The sequence below is a fragment of the Stutzerimonas xanthomarina DSM 18231 genome (assembly GCF_900129835.1).
Taxonomy (GTDB): domain Bacteria; phylum Pseudomonadota; class Gammaproteobacteria; order Pseudomonadales; family Pseudomonadaceae; genus Stutzerimonas; species Stutzerimonas xanthomarina.
Map to the genome: position 1 here is coordinate 24399 of NZ_FQXA01000002.1, position 17116 is coordinate 41514.

The window sequence follows — 17116 nt, forward strand, 5'->3', positions numbered from 1 at the left end:
GCAACCATGGAGCAGGAATTCCCATGTCGATTCGAAACTTGAATGTATCTATTCGCTCCGCTATAGGTTTTGGTCTTATAGGAGTGATCGTCCTGGTACTCGGCCTGTTTGCCCTGAGTCAGATGTCCGATATGCGTAAGGAATCCAGCGAGGTGGATCAGAACTGGCTGCCTAGCATCCTCAGCTTGGCTGATCTGAACGTTGCGATGCTTCGCATACGAGCGCTGACCATGCGGACAATGCTAGTTGAGGGGGAGGCGCTTGTTGCAGACAGGCAGTCGCTGGCCAAACTGGTTGATGAGATAGGAACCCTTAACTCGTCCTATGCCGAGCGCATCACCACTGCTGAAGAGAAAGCCTCGTACGGGCAGTTCTCTAGTGCGCAAAAGCAATACTTCGTTGAGCAACAGCGAGTTATCGACGCGGTTGCTCAGGGGGAGCACGATAAAGCGGTCGAATTGATGGGCGGAGCTATCAATACACACGCAGACGCCATGACCAAAGCTCTGATCGATCTGCAACGTATAAACCGCGAAGAGGCCAGCAAGGCTGCGGAGCGCGCCCTGTCTGTGTATGAAGCTGCGTTTATCTGGGTAATCGTCACGATCATAGTGGCTGCTATAGCTACCGTTATTCTCGCGCTAGTGTTTACGCGCAGTATTGTTCGGCCATTGAATCAGGCAGTGGACGTTGCCGAGGGCGTAGCGTCTGGTGATCTGACCCGCAATTTCGAGATCGAGGGGAAAGACGAACCTGCGCGTCTGTTGGCTGCTTTGAAAGCGATGCAGCAAAGCCTGCGTAGTACCATCCAAGGTATTGCTGATTCATCCAACCAGCTAGCCTCGGCTGCTGAAGAGTTGAATGTGGTGACCGAGGACTCGACGCGTGGGCTGCATCAGCAGAACCATGAGATCGAACAGGCTGCGACTGCAGTGAACGAGATGACTGCTGCGGTGGATGAAGTGGCTCGCAACGCAGTGGCGACTTCTGAGGCGTCGCGTGAGTCCGACGCGACCGCACAGCACGGCCGCCAGCAGGTGATCAAAACCGTCGAATCTATCGGGCAGCTGGCAGGTGACGTAACGACCACTGCAACCCAGGTTGAGCAGCTTGCGGGTCAGGTGCGTGATATCAGCAAAGTACTGGACGTGATTCGCTCGATTGCCGAGCAAACCAACCTGCTCGCGCTGAATGCCGCCATTGAAGCGGCAAGAGCTGGAGATGCCGGGCGTGGCTTTGCCGTTGTTGCTGACGAGGTGAGAGCGCTGGCGCATCGTACCCAGCAATCCACCCAGGAAATCGAGCAGATGATTGGCGACGTTCATCAAGGCACCGATAAAGCGGTTACGGCTATGCAGAACAGCAACGAGCGCGCCCGCGCTACGCTTGAGGTTGCGCGTACTGCTGGCGAGGCGCTGGACGGCATCACTCGTGCCATCAGCCAGATTAGCGAGCGCAATTTGGTAATTGCCAGCGCATCGGAGGAGCAGGCTCAGGTAGCACGTGAGGTCGATCGCAATTTGGTCAACATTCGTGACTTGTCGCTGCAGTCTTCTGCGGGTGCCAACCAAACCAGCGCAGCAAGCCAGGAACTGGCGTCACTCGCGATCAATCTTAACGAGCTGGTAGCGCGTTTCCAGGTCTGATTTGCTCTGTGATTACGATGCCCCGGTAAGGGGCTTCGTTTTTTCTGCGCTACTGCAACAGTGACTGGTTGCCGTTTTGTTCCTAAAGCTGGGCAGGGCGGGCCGAGATGCGTACTATCTGGCGTTTTTCGCAGGTGTTGACCGCCGTCTCCAGGGCGACGGGCCTCGCCTGAACCAGCCGTTTACGCCGAGACTCCGCCATGTCCAACTCCTTATCCCTTCTATTCCGCGCCTATAAGCGTGTAGGCCTGGTCACACAGATTGTGGTCGGCCTCGTTGCTGGTTGTTTGCTGGCATGGCTGTCGCCGGAGGCCGCGGCCTCAGTCAGTTTGCTGGGAAGTCTGTTTGTTGCGGGATTGAAGGCTGTCGCGCCAGTTCTGGTTTTTGTCCTGGTCACTGCATCGCTGGCCAATCACAAGCGCGGGCAGCCGACGCACATTCGTCCGATTCTGGTGCTCTATGCGTTGGGCACGATCAGCGCTGCAGCTGTTGCGGTTATCGCCAGCTTCATGCTTCCGACCAGCTTGACGCTGGTCAGCCAGGCGAATGACGTCATACCGCCTGAAGGCGTAGGGGCTGTGCTAAGGACGTTGCTGTTCAATGTTGTGGATAATCCAGTACATGCGCTGATCGAAGGCAATTTTATCGGTATTCTGGCGTGGGCGATTGGCCTTGGATTTGCGTTTCGGCATGCTCGTCAGAGCACCCGTGATCTGATCGCCGACGTGTCGGACGGTGTGACCCTGATCGTCAAGGTCGTTATTGGCTTTGCCCCCCTGGGCATTTTCGGTTTGGTCGCCGGGACCCTTGCCGAGTCCGGCTTCGCAGCGCTGGCGGGTTATCTGCAACTCCTGCTGGTGTTGGTGGGCAGCATGCTGTTCATGGCATTTGTAGTGAACCCCTTGCTCGTGTTCTGGCAGATCCGCCGCAATCCTTACCCACTGGTGCTCACCTGTTTGCGGGAGAGCGGCATAACCGCATTCTTTACCCGCAGCTCAGCTGCCAACATTCCGGTGAACATGCAGCTGTGCGAACGACTCGGGCTGCACAAGGACACCTACTCGGTTTCGATACCACTTGGCGCGACCATCAACATGGGCGGTGCGGCTATCACCATCACGGTGCTGACACTGGCGGCTGTGAACACGCTGGGCATCGCGGTGGACATCCCGAGCGCTATTTTGCTCAGCCTGCTAGCGGCGATCTGTGCCTGCGGTGCCTCTGGTGTCGCTGGAGGCTCGCTATTGCTGATTCCGTTGGCTTGCAGCTTGTTCGGAATCTCCAACGACCTGGCGATGCAGGTCGTAGCCGTCGGCTTCATTATCGGTGTGATTCAGGATTCGGCCGAGACCGCGCTGAATTCCTCGACAGACGCGTTATTTACCGCGGCCTCGTGTCTGGCGCACGGAGACGTGAACGGAGCCGAGCAGGCTTCCTGATCGAGCTGAGTTCCGGAAAGATGATCGCGTTCCGCTCGGGTTACGCGATCCACTAATGCGATTCGCTAGTGATCAAAGCACAGCACAAACAACAACGGCGCCCTTAGGCGCCGTTGTTGTTTGCAGCGGGTGTCGAGTCGATCAGCCTTTCCAGCGCTTCAGTACCAATGTCGCGTTGGTGCCGCCAAAGCCAAAGCTGTTACTCATGACAGTGTCGATCTTCGCATCTTCGCGGGTTTCGCGAACGATCGGCAGATCCGCGACTTCTGCATCGAGCTCTTCGATGTTGGCTGAGCCAGCAATGAAGTTGCCCTGCATCATCAGCATGCAATAGATCGCTTCGTGGACGCCGGCGGCTCCCAGTGAGTGACCTGACAGGCTCTTGGTCGAGCTGATTGCTGGGATCTTGTCACCGAACATGTTGCGGACGGCCTTGCTCTCAGCGACGTCGCCCACCGGGGTGGAAGTGCCATGGGTGTTCAGGTAATCGATGTCACCGTCCACCGTGGCCATTGCTTGTTGCATGCAGCGCAGCGCGCCTTCGCCGCTCGGCGCAACCATGTCATAGCCATCGGAGGTCGCGCCGTAGCCGACGATTTCGGCGTAGATCTTGGCACCGCGCTTGAGTGCATGCTCCAGCTCTTCGACCACGACCATGCCGCCGCCGCCAGCGATGACGAAACCGTCACGCTTGGCATCGTAGGCACGCGAAGCCTTTTCCGGCGTCGCGTTGTACTGGCTGGACAGGGCGCCCATGGCGTCGAATAGGCAGCTCTGGCTGTAATGTTCTTCTTCACCGCCGCCCGCGAAGACCACGTCCTGCTTGCCCATCTGGATCTGCTCCATTGCGTGGCCGATGCAGTGCGCGCTGGTAGCGCAGGCCGAAGCGATGGAGTAGTTGATACCTTTGATGCGGAACGGCGTAGCCAGGCAGGCGGAAACCGTGCTGCTCATGGTGCGCGGTACGCGGTACGGGCCAATGCGCTTGACGCCCTTCTCGCGAAGGATGTCGATGGCTTCCATCTGATTGATCGTGGAAGCGCCACCGGACCCGGCGATCAGGCCGATCCGCGGGTTTGAAATGTCTTCGGCGCTGAGGCCAGAATCTTCCAGGGCCTGCTGCATCGCCAGATAGGCATAAGCCGCCGCATCGCCCATGAAGCGCAGGACCTTGCGGTCGATCAACTCTTCGAGGTTCAGGTCGACTGAGCCGGATACCTGGCTACGCAGGCCCATATCGGCGTAGGCCTGATTGAAGCGAATACCGGGGCGGCTGGCCCGCAGGTTGGCGGAAACGGTGTCTTTGTCATTGCCGAGGCAGGAAACGATACCCAGGCCGGTGATTACGACGCGACGCATGCGGAAGTCCTTCAGAAGCTATCAGTAGATGTAAACAGGCCGACACGCAAACCTTCGGCGCTGTAGATCTCGCGACCATCCACGCTAACGGTGCCATCGGCGATACCGAGGATCAGAGAGCGGCTAATGGTGCGTTTGATATGGATGTTATAGGTAACCTTCTTGGCGGTCGGCAGAACCTGACCGAAGAATTTGACCTCGCCAGAACCCAGCGCACGACCACGGCCCGGGTTACCTTGCCAGCCTAGATAGAAGCCGACCAGCTGCCACATGGCATCGAGGCCCAAGCAGCCAGGCATGACCGGGTCCCCTTCGAAATGGCAGGCAAAGAACCAGAGATCAGGATTGATATCCAGCTCAGCAACCAGCTCGCCCTTGCCGTACTTGCCGCCGACTTCGCTGATATGAACGATGCGGTCGACCATCAGCATGTTCGGCGCGGGCAGTTGGGCATTACCGGGGCCGAACAGCTCGCCGCGGCTGCAACGGAGCAGATCTTCCCGAGTAAAGGCCTGTTGTTTGGTCATGCGTATTCCTCAATGGTCCCTTTATGGAGGGCTTGCTGCGTTCATCCGACTCAAAAATAGCGAGTCCGGTCATAAGACTAGTCATAGACTGCCACCTTGCGCTGAAAGTCACAGCGCGAGGATATGGGTACCGCTCGTTTCGACCAACCACGAGACGGCCATGGTGGAAACGGGCCGATACTTTAACACTCCTGATCCATGACCACGACCATGTGACGTTCTGCCTCTATATAGACCATTGGTGAATGCCTCTCAGGAGGTCTGTGTCATAGGTCGGCAGCTGCGGCCGGAATTGTAATCTGATGCTTCCGCTGTCATCCGGGATGGCACTGGTTGCGCTCGAAGCGCTACGTATAATGCAGAGCATTGCACTTGGTGCCTAAACGGATTCCCCATGACTGAACAGCAACCCATAGCGGTGCTTGGTGGCGGCAGCTTCGGAACTGCTATTGCAAACCTGCTTGCCGAGAACGGCCACAGTGTCCGCTTGTGGATGCGCGATGCCGAGCAGGCCGAAAGCATTCGCACGCACCGCCAGAACCCCCGCTATCTGAAGGGCGTGACACTGCTGCCGGCGGTCAACCCGGTCACCGACCTCGGGCAAACGCTCGCCGACTGCCAACTGATCTTTGTCGCGCTGCCCTCCAGCGCGTTGCGCCAGGCCTTGTCCCCATACGCCGAGCAGCTGTCGGGCAAAATGTTGGTGAGCACCACAAAAGGTATCGAGGCGCAGGGCTTCATGCTGATGAGCCAGATCCTGGAGCAAATCGCGCCGCAGGCTCGGATCGGCGTGATATCAGGACCTAATCTGGCGCGCGAAGTGGCTGAGCATGCGTTGACCGCAACGGTTGTGGCCAGTGACGACGAGGCGCTTTGCCGTTGCGTGCAGCAGGCGCTGCACGGGCGGACCTTTCGTGTCTATGCCAGCTCCGACCGGTTCGGCGTCGAGCTTGGCGGCGCATTGAAAAACGTGTACGCCATCATGGCCGGCATGGCCGCGGCGCTCGGCATGGGAGAAAACACCCGCAGCATGCTGATCACCCGCGCTCTGGCTGAAATGACGCGTTTTGCTGTTAGGCTCGGCGCCAATCCGATGACCTTCCTCGGCTTGGCCGGAGTGGGCGACCTGATCGTTACCTGTACCTCGACGAAAAGCCGAAACTTTCAGGTGGGGTATGCGCTCGGCGAAGGCTTGAGTCTCGATGAGGCCGTGTCACGGCTGGGTGAAGTGGCCGAAGGGGTCAACACCATCAAGGTATTGAAAACCAAAGCAGAGGAGCTACAGGTCTACATGCCACTGGTCGCGGGTCTGCATGCCATTTTGTTCGAGGGGCGTACGCTGGATCAGGTCATTGCGCTGCTGATGCGCGGCGAACCGAAGACCGACGTTGATTTCATTTCCACCGACGGTTTCTGATACGACAACGGAGCTATCAATGAGCACATCACAACGCAGCGCAGAGCGCGAGTCGCTGATTCTGCGCGCACTCTGGATGCTGATTTTCTTTTTTGTCTGGCAGTTGGCCGAGGTGGTGCTGTTGGTTGTCGTCGTGGCGCAGCTGGTGCTGCAAGCGGTAAACGGCAAGGCGAACACCAGCTTGCTGGAGCTGGGAGACAGCCTCAGCCAGTACGTGGCGCAGATCGGCCGTTTCGGCACCTTCAATACGGATCGCAAGCCCTGGCCGATGTCTGACTGGCCGAGGCCACGACCAGCCGACAGAGGAGAGGCGCCTCCGGTGCAACCGGCCCCGTCGGAACAGGAGCCCCAGCCATGATGTTGTGGCTGCTGCGCCACGGTGAAGCCGAGCCCCGGAACCGGACCGATGCCGAGCGTAATCTCACAGCTGCTGGTCGAATCGAAGTGGAGGGTGCCGCCGCGCATCTGCAAGGGCAACCGCTGCAAGCCATTCTTGCTAGCCCCTATCAGCGAGCGCAACAGACCGCTGAAATCGTCCGGCAGGCGCTCGGTTTCGGCAATCCGGTGGAAACCGTGTCCTGGCTCACGCCGGAATCTGATCCGACCGATGCGCTGCTCTATCTCGATCGTCGGAGTGAACAGCATGTGCTGCTCGTCACCCATCAGCCCTTTGTCGGTGTGCTCGGTGGCTGGCTGATCAGTGGTCACCGTGACGCGCCCATTCCGATGGCAACCGCCAGCCTGGCAGAACTGGAAGGGGAGTATGTTGCGGCGGGGTTGATGCGCCTGGTTGGGCTGCGGCACCCAGTCTGATGGCAACACCTCAATTTGCGAGGCTGCGCCTGCTATCACAGGTGATCTGCCACCGAAGAAAATAACAACAGGAGAGCGACATACGTGAGCATTTGGCAACGTCCACCGAGCCTCGAACAACTCAACGCCAACCGGCAGAACACCATTGTCGAGCTGCTCGACATTCGCTTCGAAGCAATTGAAGACGACAGCCTCACAGCCAGCATGGTCGTGGATTCCCGCACGCACCAGCCTTATGGTTTGCTGCACGGCGGCGCTTCGGTAGTGCTTGCCGAGACGGTTGGCTCAATGGCCAGCTACCAGTGCATCGACCCAAATCGATTCTATTGTGTCGGCCTGGAAGTAAACGCCAACCATATCCGCGCGGTGCGCAGCGGTCGCGTCACCGCCGTTTGTCGTCCGGTCCATCTCGGACGCTCCAGCCACGTCTGGGACATCCGACTGCATGGGGATGACGGCAAGCTGAGCTGCATTTCACGTTTGACCGTTGCGGTCGTTCCTCTTGGCGACAACAGCCCGCGGCGTGCAGAGGCGTCGTAGACACCCTGTTTGGCCGGACTGCCTTTGCTTCTGCCGCTTCGGCCGATTGCTGTTGAGGGAAGGGGCGCCAGACAATGGCTGTCGTTTCCATTCAGCTGCATAGAACCCATGACGCAACGCATTTTCTTCGCCCACGCCAACGGTTTTCCATCCGCGACTTATCACAGGCTGTTTGACAACCTGACGCCTGAGTACGCGATAACCTACCTCGATCAGCACGGTCACGATCCGCGCTTTCCAGTGGATGACAACTGGCAGAACCTGGTTCGGGAGCTCGTTGAGCAGCTTGTCGTGTTGCAGGAGCCGGTCTGGGGCGTCGGGCATTCGCTTGGTGGAATGTTGCACTATCACGCCGCCTTACAGCGACCGGAACTCTACCGTGGCGTGGTCATGCTCGATTCGCCAATGCCGACCTGGCTCGATCAGACGTTGATCTGGGCGGGTAAACGTTTTGGTTTTATTGATCGCCTGACGCCCGCGGGCCGAACTTTGGGCCGTCGCGAGCAGTTCAGTTGCGTCGACGAAGCGCGGCGTTATTTTGCTAGCAAAGCACTGTTTCGTGCTTTCGATCCTGCTTGCCTGGATGCCTATGTCGAGCATGGGCTTGAGCCGACTGAGCAAGGCGTGCGTTTGCGCTTCGACCCGGAAACGGAAATCCGTATCTATCGTAGCGTGCCGCATGTGACGCCCGGCTGGCCCCATGCACTGAAGATGCCGCTGGCTGTGGTGCGGGGACGACAGAGTCGAGTGGTGCTGCCCCATCACCTCTACCTGCTACGGCTGGTTGCTCATGGCGAGGCGCACACCTTGGCTGGCGGGCATATGTTTCCGCTTGAGCGACCTGATGATACGGCGGTCCTGCTCAGGCAATTGTTTTGTCGCTGGAGCGAACTGGATAGAAGAGGCGCTGCATGAGTGTCACGTTCGAAGAGATCCGTCTGAGCCTGCCTCATATCGAGGTGGCAGCCCACCTGTACGGTCCGGAAGACGGTCAGCCCGTCATTGCACTGCACGGTTGGTTGGACAATGCCGCCTCCTTTTCTCGTTTGGCACCGTTGCTCGATGGAGTTCGTATTGTTGCGCTAGATCTGCCAGGGCACGGCCATTCCGATCACCGGCCACTCGGTGCTGCCTATAACATCTGGGACTATGCCCACGACGTGCTGCAGACCGCCGAACAGTTTGGCTGGAGGCGATTCTCCCTGCTGGGGCACTCGATGGGCGCCATCGTGTCGGTGTTGCTGGCCGGTGCGATGCCCGACCGGATCGAGCGGCTGGCCTTGATCGATGGGGTGATTCCCTTTACCGGCGAAGCCGATACTGCGCCGCAGAAGCTTGGCGAATCGCTGCAAAAACTGCTCGCAGTGGATGACAAGCGAAAGCCGGTTTACGCCAGCTTCGATCAGGCGGTCGCGGCACGCATGAAAGGCGTGGGGGCGGTTAGTCACGACGCGGCTGAACGGCTTGCACAGCGAGGGCTGATGCCGGTTCCCGGCGGCTACACCTGGCGCACTGACGCGCGTCTGATGCTGCCATCATCAATGCGCCTGACGCGCGCCCACGCGCTAGCCTTCGTGCGTGGGGTAGCCTGCCCGGCAAGCCTGATCCTGGCAGAACAAGGTCTGCTCGCCCAGCCGGCCATGCGCGATCTGACCCAAGCCTTGCCGTTCGCCCTGCATCGGTTGCCCGGTGGCCACCATCTGCATTTGGATGATCAACCTGGGGCTGAAGCGGTAGCGGCGGTTTTCAACCCGTTCTTCGCAGGTTGAGCCGAGCCAGGATGGGGTTACGCAAGAATCTGTCGCAAAGCCCCGCTTGACTTGCTTTTGCCAACTGGTGACGCTGGGCTATCGCTTCAGCAGAGATCCCTCAATGATTGACCTCCATGCCACTGCCTTCTCCAACGGTTGGACCGCGTCGTCGGCGGTGATTCATTGAAGTGCCGTATGCGAGTTATAGCGATCGTCGCGCTGGTTTTTGCAGTCAGCACCGCTTATGCGGCCGACCCGCCGGGTAGCAGGGATTTCCAGGTGCTGCCGCGATACCCGCAGTCCGAAATTGTGGCCTTCAAAGAGCAGAACGTGCTGGACCGAACCTATCCTCTGGACTCGATTCGGCGTATCAGTGGGCGGCTGCGAATGAGCGACCAGATCACTGCCAGCGGCCATTTGACGGCAGTGACCTATCGGTTGCCGGACGTTCATACGGGCATCGAGGCGTTCGAGCGGTCGCGCAGTCGCCTGTTGCGCGAGGGCGCTGAGCTGCTCTTCTGGTGTGAGGGCCGTGAATGCGGGTCGAGCAGCCTCTGGGCCAATGAAATATTTCACCGCTCGACCCTTTACGGCCCGGAGGCGAGGCAGGCCTATCTGCTTGCGCGGCTGCCAGGCGATTCGGATCGGCTCATGGCGATATATGGCGTTACCCGCGGCAACGGCCGCCCCTATCTGCAAGTGGAGCAGTTCGAGCCGGATGAGCCGCTCGGTATCATCCTGCCGAACCCGGGCACCTTGTTGCGCCAGTTGAAAAGCTCCGGCGAACTCTGGCTTCCACGCTTGCCACAAGAACCTACGGCGGAGTGGGGGGCGTTGCTGGCGAACGTGCTGCGGCTCGACAGTACGATACGGGTCGCGTTGGAAGGCAAGGGCGCTGCGGCTTGGTACGAAGCGCTTACACAAGAGCGGATCAAGGCGCGGCGCATGGAGGCAGAGGCCACCGACGAGAATGGGCTGCGTATCACGCTGTTGCGTTGAGGGTATGTTTCAGACCGCAATCGCCACTGCTCCTCCTGGTGCACTTTGCTCTAAAGTGCACCCCCTTCGTCCATAGGTAACAGCATGCTCAACAATGATCGTCTGCTGGTGCAGATTCTGCTCCTGGTGCTGCTCGGTGCCTGTGTGTGGGTATTGGCCCCGTTTGCCTCGGCGCTGTTCTGGGCAGCGGTGCTGGCTTTTGCCAGCTGGCCGATCATGCGCGTACTGACTCGTTGGATGAAGGGCAATTCCACCCTCGCCGCTACCCTGTTGACCGCCGGTTGGATGGTGCTGGTCGCGGTGCCACTGGTCTGGCTGGGGTTCAACATTGCCGACCAGATTCGCGAGGTCAACGTGCTGGTGCACAACCTTCAGGTGCAAGGGCTGCCGGCACCGCCTGCATGGCTCGCTGAACTGCCCTTGATCGGCGATAACCTGCTGAATCTTTGGAACACGCTCGACGAGCAAGGTACGGCCTTCTTCGCGACGATCCGACCCTATGTCGGTCAGGTGGGCAACTGGTTGCTGGTGCGCAGTGCACGGGTTGGCGGCGGGATGCTGGAGCTGGCGCTTAGCCTGGTGCTGGTGTTTTTCTTCTACCGCGACGGGCCGAAACTGGCCGCGTTCGTCCATAGCCTGCTGCATCGGCTGATCGGCGACCGCGCTGACCATTACCTGGAATTAGTCGCTGGTACGGTTCAGCGGGTCGTCAACGGTGTGATTGGTACGGCGGCTGCGCAGGCGATTTTGGCGTACGTCGGATTCAGCATTGCGGGTGTGCCCGGTGCGCTGATCCTCGGTCTGCTGACATTCGCTTTCAGCTTCGTGATGGTCCCACCCCTGATCTGGGGTCCCGCAACGCTCTGGCTCGCCTGGCAGGGGCAGTACGGCATGGCAATCTTTCTGGGTATCTGGGGCATGTTCGTCATCAGTGGCGTGGACAACGTGCTGAAGCCCTATCTGATCAGTCGCGGTGGCAACCTGCCGTTGGTGGTCGTGCTGCTTGGCGTGTTTGGCGGCGTGTTGGCGTTTGGTTTCATGGGATTGTTCCTAGGCCCCACGCTGCTGGCAGTGGCTTACAGCCTGCTGGAAGACTGGCTGGTCAAGGAAGTGCCGAGCGTCATCACACCAGCAAAACTTCCCGGCGATCAAGGCAAGAATGCAGCGGCCCACGACTAGCCAGTTGTTGCTGATAACGCTGTTGCCGTTGGCTGCCAGCGTTCACGTAGCTAGAGCTGCTCGCGCTCGTACTTGTCGAGCGCGTCGCTGGCAACGATTTGCCCCAGCTTGATCAGCTCAGGCGCTTTGTAGAACTCGTAGAAACGGCAAGCGCGCTTGGGAATGTTGACCAGCACGTTGGGCGGGTAGCCGGCGATCTTGTATTGCGTCAACGAGGATTGCATCACTTCGAAGCTCTGGTTAATCAGCTCCAGCAAGGATGCCGGGCCGCCCACATCGATCACCATGGAACCCTCGGCCGATTTCGGCGCACTTTGCCCTGTCGGCGCGGCCGGAGGTTGGCCTTCACCGGGTCCGTCAATCGCGGTGAGTTCGGCTATTTGCTCCTCAAGCCCCTTGCTGCGCCAGAACGGCAGGTGCGAGCTGATCGAGTTGACCATGGCATCGAAACGTCCGGGCCGGACAACCTCCGGCAGCGGATATTGCCGATGGTTATTGGCGTTGAGGTTGACGGCGATGATGATGTCGCTGTGGCTCGAGACCACCGGCACGATCGGTAAAGGGTTGAGTATCCCGCCATCGACCAACATCCGGTTACCTTGCATGACCGGCGTGAACAGGCTCGGAATGGCTGCCGAGGCGCGCATTGCCAGTTCCAGGTTGCCCTCCTGAAACCAGATCTCCTGCTGATTCGTAAGATCAGCCGCGACGGCGGTGAAGGGGATTGGCAAGTCCTCGATGTTGATCGAGCCGAGCATCTCCCTGATCCGCCCAAAAATTTTCTCGCCGCGTATCGCCCCAAGACTGAAACTGGGATCGACCAATCGCAGCATGTCGAAGTAGTCCAGGCTTTCGATCCATCCGCGGTACTCCTCCAGCTTGCCGGCCGCGTAAATGCCGCCTACGACGGCGCCCATCGAACAACCAGCAACGCAGGTGATCTCGTAGCCGCGGGTCTCGAGTTCCTCGATTACGCCGATGTGCGCATAACCCCGAGCGCCACCCGAACCCAATACCAGTGCGACCTTGTTGCCCATGTGATTCTCCCTATGGCATTGGGTTGTAGCTTCAAGCTTCGCGCCGCCAGCTTCAAGCTAAAGCCGAGAAGCACGCCGTTTCATTACATGCTCATCGGCCGATGACGCAGCGACGCGGTCACCACCCTTGCTACAATCGACGCCCGTTTTGCCAGCATCACGAGAGTCTTTTCCAGATGAGCGAACCCATCCGCCTCACCCAATACAGCCACGGTGCCGGCTGCGGCTGCAAGATTTCGCCCAAGGTGCTGGACGTGATCCTCGCCGGCAGCGGCGCACAGAATCTCGATCCCCGTCTGTGGGTCGGAAATGCCTCGCGTGATGATGCCGCGGTGTACGGCATCGACGATGAGCGCGGTGTGGTATCGACTACCGATTTCTTCATGCCTATCGTCGATGATCCCTTCGATTTTGGCCGCATCGCCGCGACCAATGCCATCAGCGATATCTACGCGATGGGCGGTGATCCGCTCATGGCGATTGCCATCCTCGGGTGGCCCGTCAACGTGCTGCCGCCGGAAGTGGCCCGCGACGTCATTGCAGGCGGTCGAGCGGTGTGTGAGGCCGCAGGCATTCCGCTGGCTGGCGGGCATTCGATCGACGCGCCCGAGCCGATATTCGGTCTGGCCGTGACCGGTCTGGTCAACAAGAGCCAGATGAAGCGTAACGACACCGCCTCGGTTGGCTGCAAACTCTATCTGACCAAGCCGTTGGGAATAGGCATTCTCACCACCGCGGAGAAAAAGGCCAAGTTGCGACCCGAGGATGTCGGCAGGGCACGTGACTGGATGTGCACGCTCAACACACCCGGTAGTCGCTTCGGCAAGCTCGATTGCGTGCGGGCGATGACGGACGTTACCGGTTTCGGGCTGCTCGGGCATCTGGTCGAAATGGCCGATGGCAGCGCTGTTACCGCGTGCATCGATTACGCCCGCGTGCCGCGTCTGGAAGGCGTCGAGTATTACCTTGAACAGGGCTGTGTGCCTGGCGGTACGGGGCGCAATTTCGAGAGTTATGGTGACCGTATCGCCGCCATTGACGAGGTGCAGAAGCAGTTGTTGTGCGACCCGCAAACCAGTGGCGGATTGCTGGTGGCCGTTGCCCCCGAAGGCGAGGCAGAGTTTGTTGCAGTCGCCGCCGAACTCGGCCTGCTTCTCCAGCCGATCGGTGAGTTGATCGAAGCCGGCGCCTTTGCCGTTGAGGTACGTTGATGCGTGGCGATACCGATAAGTTTGCTGAGTTGTTTCTCAACGATGTACCGATGATGGACGCACGAGCGCCTGTGGAATTTGCCAAGGGTGCGTTTCCCGGTGTGGTCAATCTGCCGCTGATGAACGACCTCGAGCGGCAGAAGGTCGGTACCTGTTACAAGCAGCAGGGGCAGCAAGCGGCTATCGAGCTGGGCCACCGGCTGGTGAGTGGTCAGGTCAAGGAAGAACGTATTCAGGCTTGGGCCGACTTCGCGCGTAATAACCCTCAGGGTTATATCTATTGTTTCCGAGGTGGATTGCGTTCGCAGCTGGTCCAGCAGTGGCTCAAGACCGAGGCGGGAATCGACTACCCGCGCGTGACCGGTGGCTACAAGGCGATGCGCAATTTTCTGCTGGACACCATCGAACATGCGGCCGCGCATGACAATTTTGTGCTGGTCGGCGGTATGACCGGGACGGGCAAAACCGAGGTGCTGGCACGTCTGGAAGACGGGGTCGATCTGGAAGGCATTGCCAATCATCGCGGCTCAAGCTTTGGCAAGCGCGCCACCCCGCAGCCCGTGCAGATCGACTTCGAGAATGCACTGGCGATTCGCTTGTTGAAGATGCAGAAAGCCGGTGCCAGGCAGTTCGTGCTGGAAGATGAAGCGCGGCTGGTCGGACGCTGCTCGATACCGCTGCCCTTGTTTCAGGGTATGCAGCACTATCCGCTGGTCTGGCTCGAAGACAGTTTTGATGGACGGGTCGATCGCATCCTCAAGGATTATGTGATCGATCTTTGCGAGGAGTTCACCGCTGAGTACGGTGAGGAGGGTTTCACCGCGTTTGCTGAGCGTTTGCAGCAAAGTCTGGTCAATATCAGCAAGCGCCTCGGCGGCGAATGCTACACACGGCTGGCGGCGATCATGGATCAGGCGCTTGCCGAGCAGGCGAGTAACGGTTCGGTTGAGCTGCACCGCGGGTGGATCGAGACGTTGTTGAGGCAATACTACGATCCGATGTATGCCTACCAACGTGAAAGCAAGGCCGCCAGGATCGAATTCGTAGGGCAGCAGGACGCGGTCGTTGAGTTTTTGCGCGAGCGCGCTGCGGGGCATCAAAACTGAGCAGGTCTCAAAACGAGGATCTAGGGATGAAGAACTTAATCTGTCTATCGCTGTTAGCACTGACCCTGACCGGTTGCGCCGCCAAGACTGCCTATCGAGACAGCTGTGCGTCTCAGCTGAACGCCGCCTGGGAAGAGCAGAGCCTGGCCGAGGCGGAAGGCTTCGCCGGCACCGTCAGCTACTCCAAGGCGATGGCACTGCTGACCGGCGCCAAGACCCAGCAACAATTCGAGGCCTACCAGGGCTGCGTGGAGAAGGCCAAGAAGGCCCGTTTCTATCTGCGTGAGTCGCGCGCAGGGCGCTGATGGTGCTGCCATGCTGTGGCGGTCACCTGGCCGCCGCTTCCTTATTCATCGGTTCCTCGCTTCCCGAACCGACTCAGCAGGGATCGACATGCAGCTTGATTTTTCTACGCTGGCACCGGTCGAGGCCTATCGTTGGCTAACGTCCACCATTACTCCGCGACCGATTGCCTGGGTTTCGACATGCTCGACCGCGGGCGTAAGCAATCTTGCGCCGTTCAGCTTCTTCCAGGTCATCAGCAGTAACCCGCCAACGTTGCTGATCAACGTTGGTCTGAAAGACGGCCTACCGAAGGACACCGCCCGCAACGCGCGGGAAACGGGCGAACTTGTTGTGCAGCTCGTCAGTGCTGAGCAAGCCGAAGCGATGAACGCCTCTGCTGCGGCACTGCCCCATGGCATCAGCGAATTCGAGCACTGCGGTATCGTCAGCGAACCGGCCAGCCTGGTGACGGTGCATCGGGTCGCCGGCGCGCCGGTTGCCTTCGAATGTCGTGTCGCGCAGATCCTGCCGTATCCGGCCGAGTCGCCCAATTGCCAGCTCATCTTTGCCGAAGTGTTATTGGCGCACATCGACGACGGTGTTCTCGATGAGCGGGGTCGCGTCGATTCGGCCCGGCTTGATCTGGTTGGCAGACTGGGCGGTGCCGCGTACAGCTATACGCGCGAGCGTTTCGAGATGCAGCGACCCTAACGGGCGTCCTGTTTTCTGAACGCTTGGGTCAGGAAGCGACCCAAGCTGTGAAGCGCTGTAGCGTCTTCACCCGCCGGATCAAGTGCCGTATCACAAGTTCGCAACACCAGGTTTTCACCGCTTTGCCTGCGCTGGGCCGGGTCAGTAGGATCGACGGAACAAAAAAAAGGAGAGTTGCATGCGCACCCGATTGGAAGTCTGTCTGCGGGCGGTCAATGAAGTGCTGCTCGGCAAGCAATCGCAGGTCCGATTAGCCATGGCCTGCCTACTGGCGAGAGGGCACCTGCTGGTCGAGGATCTGCCCGGCATGGGCAAGACGACCTTGAGCCATGCGCTTGCGAAGGTCATGGGACTGGACTTCCAGCGCATCCAGTTCACCTCCGACCTGCTGCCCGGCGATATTCTCGGCACCTCGGTGTTCGACAAGGAGAGCGGTCAGTTCGTGTTTCATCCGGGACCGATCTTTGCCGAGCTGGTGCTGGCGGACGAAATCAACCGGGCTACCCCGAAAAGCCAGAGCGCGCTGCTTGAAGCCATGGAAGAAGGGCAGGTTACTATCGAGGGCGCGACGCGACCTTTGCCCGAGCCCTTCTTTGTGGTCGCCACGCAGAACCCGGTCAGCTCCGGCGGTACATTTGCCCTGCCTGAATCACAGCTGGATCGCTTTCTCATGCGCCTTTCGCTGGGCTACCCGGCTAAAGCGGCGGAGAAAGCATTGTTGCTCGGCGATTCGCGTCGCGATTTGCTCGCCCGATTACAACCGCAGCTGGATCGCGCCGAGCTAGCGGCTATCCAGCAGGCGGTGAGCGCCGTTCGCGTCAGTGATGCGCTGGTCGATTATGTCCTGCGCCTGGTCGAGGCCACGCGCACCCAGCCGCAGTTCGCCTGGGGCTTGTCACCTCGCGCCAGCCTGGCGCTGCTGGCGGCAGCCCGTGCCTGGGCCTTTCTCGACGGTCGAGATTACGTCATTCCGGAAGACGTCCAGGCGGTGCTGCCCTCGGTGGTTGGCCATCGGTTGCGCGAACGTGCCGATGCCACCGGACATGGCGGCGGCGCACTGGTGCAATGGCTGTTGCGCGAAGTGCCGGCGCTGTGA

At 59.6% G+C, this 17116-nt stretch carries 18 protein-coding genes; 15 read left to right on the forward strand and 3 right to left on the reverse strand.

Translation table 11 applies throughout. From position 1 onward, the window contains the following. The first annotated feature begins 23 nt into the window (after positions 1 to 23). Together BUE09_RS04490 and sstT are read left to right on the forward strand one after the other, a co-directional pair. On the forward strand, positions 24 to 1646 hold the full coding sequence (locus BUE09_RS04490; RefSeq protein ID WP_073299518.1) for a methyl-accepting chemotaxis protein: 1623 nt from the start codon (positions 24 to 26) through the stop codon (positions 1644 to 1646). Between the two features lie 200 nt (positions 1647 to 1846). Then, positions 1847 to 3085 (forward strand): serine/threonine transporter SstT, encoded by a 1239-nt coding sequence (gene sstT, locus BUE09_RS04495; RefSeq protein WP_073299519.1) that lies wholly within the window; start codon positions 1847 to 1849, stop codon positions 3083 to 3085. Between the two features lie 141 nt (positions 3086 to 3226). Here sstT and fabB read toward each other — a convergent pair whose 3' ends face one another. Both fabB and fabA read right to left on the reverse strand, forming a co-directional pair. After that, positions 3227 to 4444 carry a beta-ketoacyl-ACP synthase I gene (fabB, locus tag BUE09_RS04500; RefSeq protein ID WP_073299520.1) on the reverse strand — a complete coding sequence of 406 codons (1218 nt, stop codon included), beginning with the start codon at positions 4442 to 4444 and terminating at the stop codon, positions 3227 to 3229. Between the two features lie 11 nt (positions 4445 to 4455). After that, entirely contained in the window at positions 4456 to 4971 is a 516-nt protein-coding gene (fabA, locus tag BUE09_RS04505; protein WP_045161538.1) for a 3-hydroxyacyl-[acyl-carrier-protein] dehydratase FabA, read from the reverse strand. 394 nt (positions 4972 to 5365) lie between these two features. Between fabA and BUE09_RS04510 the strand changes: the two genes are divergently transcribed. The 8 genes from BUE09_RS04510 to BUE09_RS04545 all read left to right on the forward strand — a co-directional run bounded on the left by BUE09_RS04510 (position 5366) and on the right by BUE09_RS04545 (position 11670). Then, positions 5366 to 6388: an NAD(P)H-dependent glycerol-3-phosphate dehydrogenase gene (locus tag BUE09_RS04510; RefSeq protein ID WP_073299521.1), complete on the forward strand. Its 1023-nt coding sequence runs from the start codon at positions 5366 to 5368 to the stop codon at positions 6386 to 6388. A gap of 19 nt (positions 6389 to 6407) precedes the next feature. Continuing rightward, on the forward strand, positions 6408 to 6746 hold the full coding sequence (locus BUE09_RS04515; protein WP_073299522.1) for a DUF4389 domain-containing protein: 339 nt from the start codon (positions 6408 to 6410) through the stop codon (positions 6744 to 6746). Beyond that, positions 6743 to 7201 carry a phosphohistidine phosphatase SixA gene (gene sixA, locus BUE09_RS04520; RefSeq protein WP_073299523.1) on the forward strand — a complete coding sequence of 153 codons (459 nt, stop codon included), beginning with the start codon at positions 6743 to 6745 and terminating at the stop codon, positions 7199 to 7201. The genes BUE09_RS04515 and sixA overlap by 4 nt, the downstream gene beginning before the upstream one ends. A gap of 84 nt (positions 7202 to 7285) precedes the next feature. Beyond that, positions 7286 to 7741, forward strand: coding sequence for a hotdog fold thioesterase (locus BUE09_RS04525; protein ID WP_073299524.1), 456 nt, complete (start codon positions 7286 to 7288; stop codon positions 7739 to 7741). Between the two features lie 108 nt (positions 7742 to 7849). Next, on the forward strand, positions 7850 to 8656 hold the full coding sequence (locus tag BUE09_RS04530; protein ID WP_073299525.1) for an alpha/beta fold hydrolase: 807 nt from the start codon (positions 7850 to 7852) through the stop codon (positions 8654 to 8656). Then, positions 8653 to 9510: an alpha/beta fold hydrolase gene (locus tag BUE09_RS04535; RefSeq protein ID WP_073299526.1), complete on the forward strand. Its 858-nt coding sequence runs from the start codon at positions 8653 to 8655 to the stop codon at positions 9508 to 9510. Before BUE09_RS04530 ends, BUE09_RS04535 begins: the two co-directional genes overlap by 4 nt. 177 nt (positions 9511 to 9687) lie before the next feature. Then, positions 9688 to 10491, forward strand: a complete 804-nt coding sequence (locus BUE09_RS04540) for a DUF4892 domain-containing protein (RefSeq protein WP_073299527.1) — start codon at positions 9688 to 9690, stop codon at positions 10489 to 10491. A gap of 84 nt (positions 10492 to 10575) precedes the next feature. Continuing rightward, on the forward strand, positions 10576 to 11670 hold the full coding sequence (locus tag BUE09_RS04545) for an AI-2E family transporter (RefSeq protein WP_073299528.1): 1095 nt from the start codon (positions 10576 to 10578) through the stop codon (positions 11668 to 11670). Positions 11671 to 11720: 50 nt separating this feature from the next. On the opposite strand, the gene BUE09_RS04550 is transcribed toward BUE09_RS04545, so the two are convergent. Then, complete coding sequence (locus BUE09_RS04550; protein WP_073299529.1) at positions 11721 to 12707, reverse strand: patatin-like phospholipase family protein; 987 nt, start codon at positions 12705 to 12707, stop codon at positions 11721 to 11723. 176 nt (positions 12708 to 12883) lie between these two features. Between BUE09_RS04550 and selD the strand changes: the two genes are divergently transcribed. The 5 genes from selD to BUE09_RS04575 all read left to right on the forward strand — a co-directional run bounded on the left by selD (position 12884) and on the right by BUE09_RS04575 (position 17116). Beyond that, complete coding sequence (gene selD / locus BUE09_RS04555; protein WP_073299530.1) at positions 12884 to 13918, forward strand: selenide, water dikinase SelD; 1035 nt, start codon at positions 12884 to 12886, stop codon at positions 13916 to 13918. Then, positions 13918 to 15024: a tRNA 2-selenouridine(34) synthase MnmH gene (gene mnmH, locus BUE09_RS04560; protein WP_073299531.1), complete on the forward strand. Its 1107-nt coding sequence runs from the start codon at positions 13918 to 13920 to the stop codon at positions 15022 to 15024. The genes selD and mnmH overlap by 1 nt, the downstream gene beginning before the upstream one ends. 26 nt (positions 15025 to 15050) lie before the next feature. Further along, complete coding sequence (locus BUE09_RS04565) at positions 15051 to 15329, forward strand: hypothetical protein (protein ID WP_073299532.1); 279 nt, start codon at positions 15051 to 15053, stop codon at positions 15327 to 15329. Between the two features lie 88 nt (positions 15330 to 15417). Continuing rightward, positions 15418 to 16020: a flavin reductase family protein gene (locus tag BUE09_RS04570; RefSeq protein ID WP_073299533.1), complete on the forward strand. Its 603-nt coding sequence runs from the start codon at positions 15418 to 15420 to the stop codon at positions 16018 to 16020. Between the two features lie 178 nt (positions 16021 to 16198). Beyond that, entirely contained in the window at positions 16199 to 17116 is a 918-nt protein-coding gene (locus BUE09_RS04575) for an AAA family ATPase (protein WP_073299534.1), read from the forward strand.

Excerpts from the sequence above, each read along its gene's own strand:
- BUE09_RS04490 (WP_073299518.1), top strand. The coding sequence starts at position 24 with ATGTCGATTCGAAACTTGAATGTATCTATTCGCTCCGCTATAGGTTTT.
- sstT (WP_073299519.1), top strand. The coding sequence starts at position 1,847 with ATGTCCAACTCCTTATCCCTTCTATTCCGCGCCTATAAGCGTGTAGGC.
- fabB (WP_073299520.1), bottom strand. The coding sequence starts at position 4,444 with ATGCGTCGCGTCGTAATCACCGGCCTGGGTATCGTTTCCTGCCTCGGC.
- fabA (WP_045161538.1), bottom strand. The coding sequence starts at position 4,971 with ATGACCAAACAACAGGCCTTTACTCGGGAAGATCTGCTCCGTTGCAGC.
- BUE09_RS04510 (WP_073299521.1), top strand. The coding sequence starts at position 5,366 with ATGACTGAACAGCAACCCATAGCGGTGCTTGGTGGCGGCAGCTTCGGA.
- BUE09_RS04515 (WP_073299522.1), top strand. The coding sequence starts at position 6,408 with ATGAGCACATCACAACGCAGCGCAGAGCGCGAGTCGCTGATTCTGCGC.
- sixA (WP_073299523.1), top strand. The coding sequence starts at position 6,743 with ATGATGTTGTGGCTGCTGCGCCACGGTGAAGCCGAGCCCCGGAACCGG.
- BUE09_RS04530 (WP_073299525.1), top strand. The coding sequence starts at position 7,850 with ATGACGCAACGCATTTTCTTCGCCCACGCCAACGGTTTTCCATCCGCG.
- BUE09_RS04535 (WP_073299526.1), top strand. The coding sequence starts at position 8,653 with ATGAGTGTCACGTTCGAAGAGATCCGTCTGAGCCTGCCTCATATCGAG.
- BUE09_RS04540 (WP_073299527.1), top strand. The coding sequence starts at position 9,688 with ATGCGAGTTATAGCGATCGTCGCGCTGGTTTTTGCAGTCAGCACCGCT.
- BUE09_RS04545 (WP_073299528.1), top strand. The coding sequence starts at position 10,576 with ATGCTCAACAATGATCGTCTGCTGGTGCAGATTCTGCTCCTGGTGCTG.
- BUE09_RS04550 (WP_073299529.1), bottom strand. The coding sequence starts at position 12,707 with ATGGGCAACAAGGTCGCACTGGTATTGGGTTCGGGTGGCGCTCGGGGT.
- selD (WP_073299530.1), top strand. The coding sequence starts at position 12,884 with ATGAGCGAACCCATCCGCCTCACCCAATACAGCCACGGTGCCGGCTGC.
- mnmH (WP_073299531.1), top strand. The coding sequence starts at position 13,918 with ATGCGTGGCGATACCGATAAGTTTGCTGAGTTGTTTCTCAACGATGTA.
- BUE09_RS04565 (WP_073299532.1), top strand. The coding sequence starts at position 15,051 with ATGAAGAACTTAATCTGTCTATCGCTGTTAGCACTGACCCTGACCGGT.
- BUE09_RS04570 (WP_073299533.1), top strand. The coding sequence starts at position 15,418 with ATGCAGCTTGATTTTTCTACGCTGGCACCGGTCGAGGCCTATCGTTGG.
- BUE09_RS04575 (WP_073299534.1), top strand. The coding sequence starts at position 16,199 with ATGCGCACCCGATTGGAAGTCTGTCTGCGGGCGGTCAATGAAGTGCTG.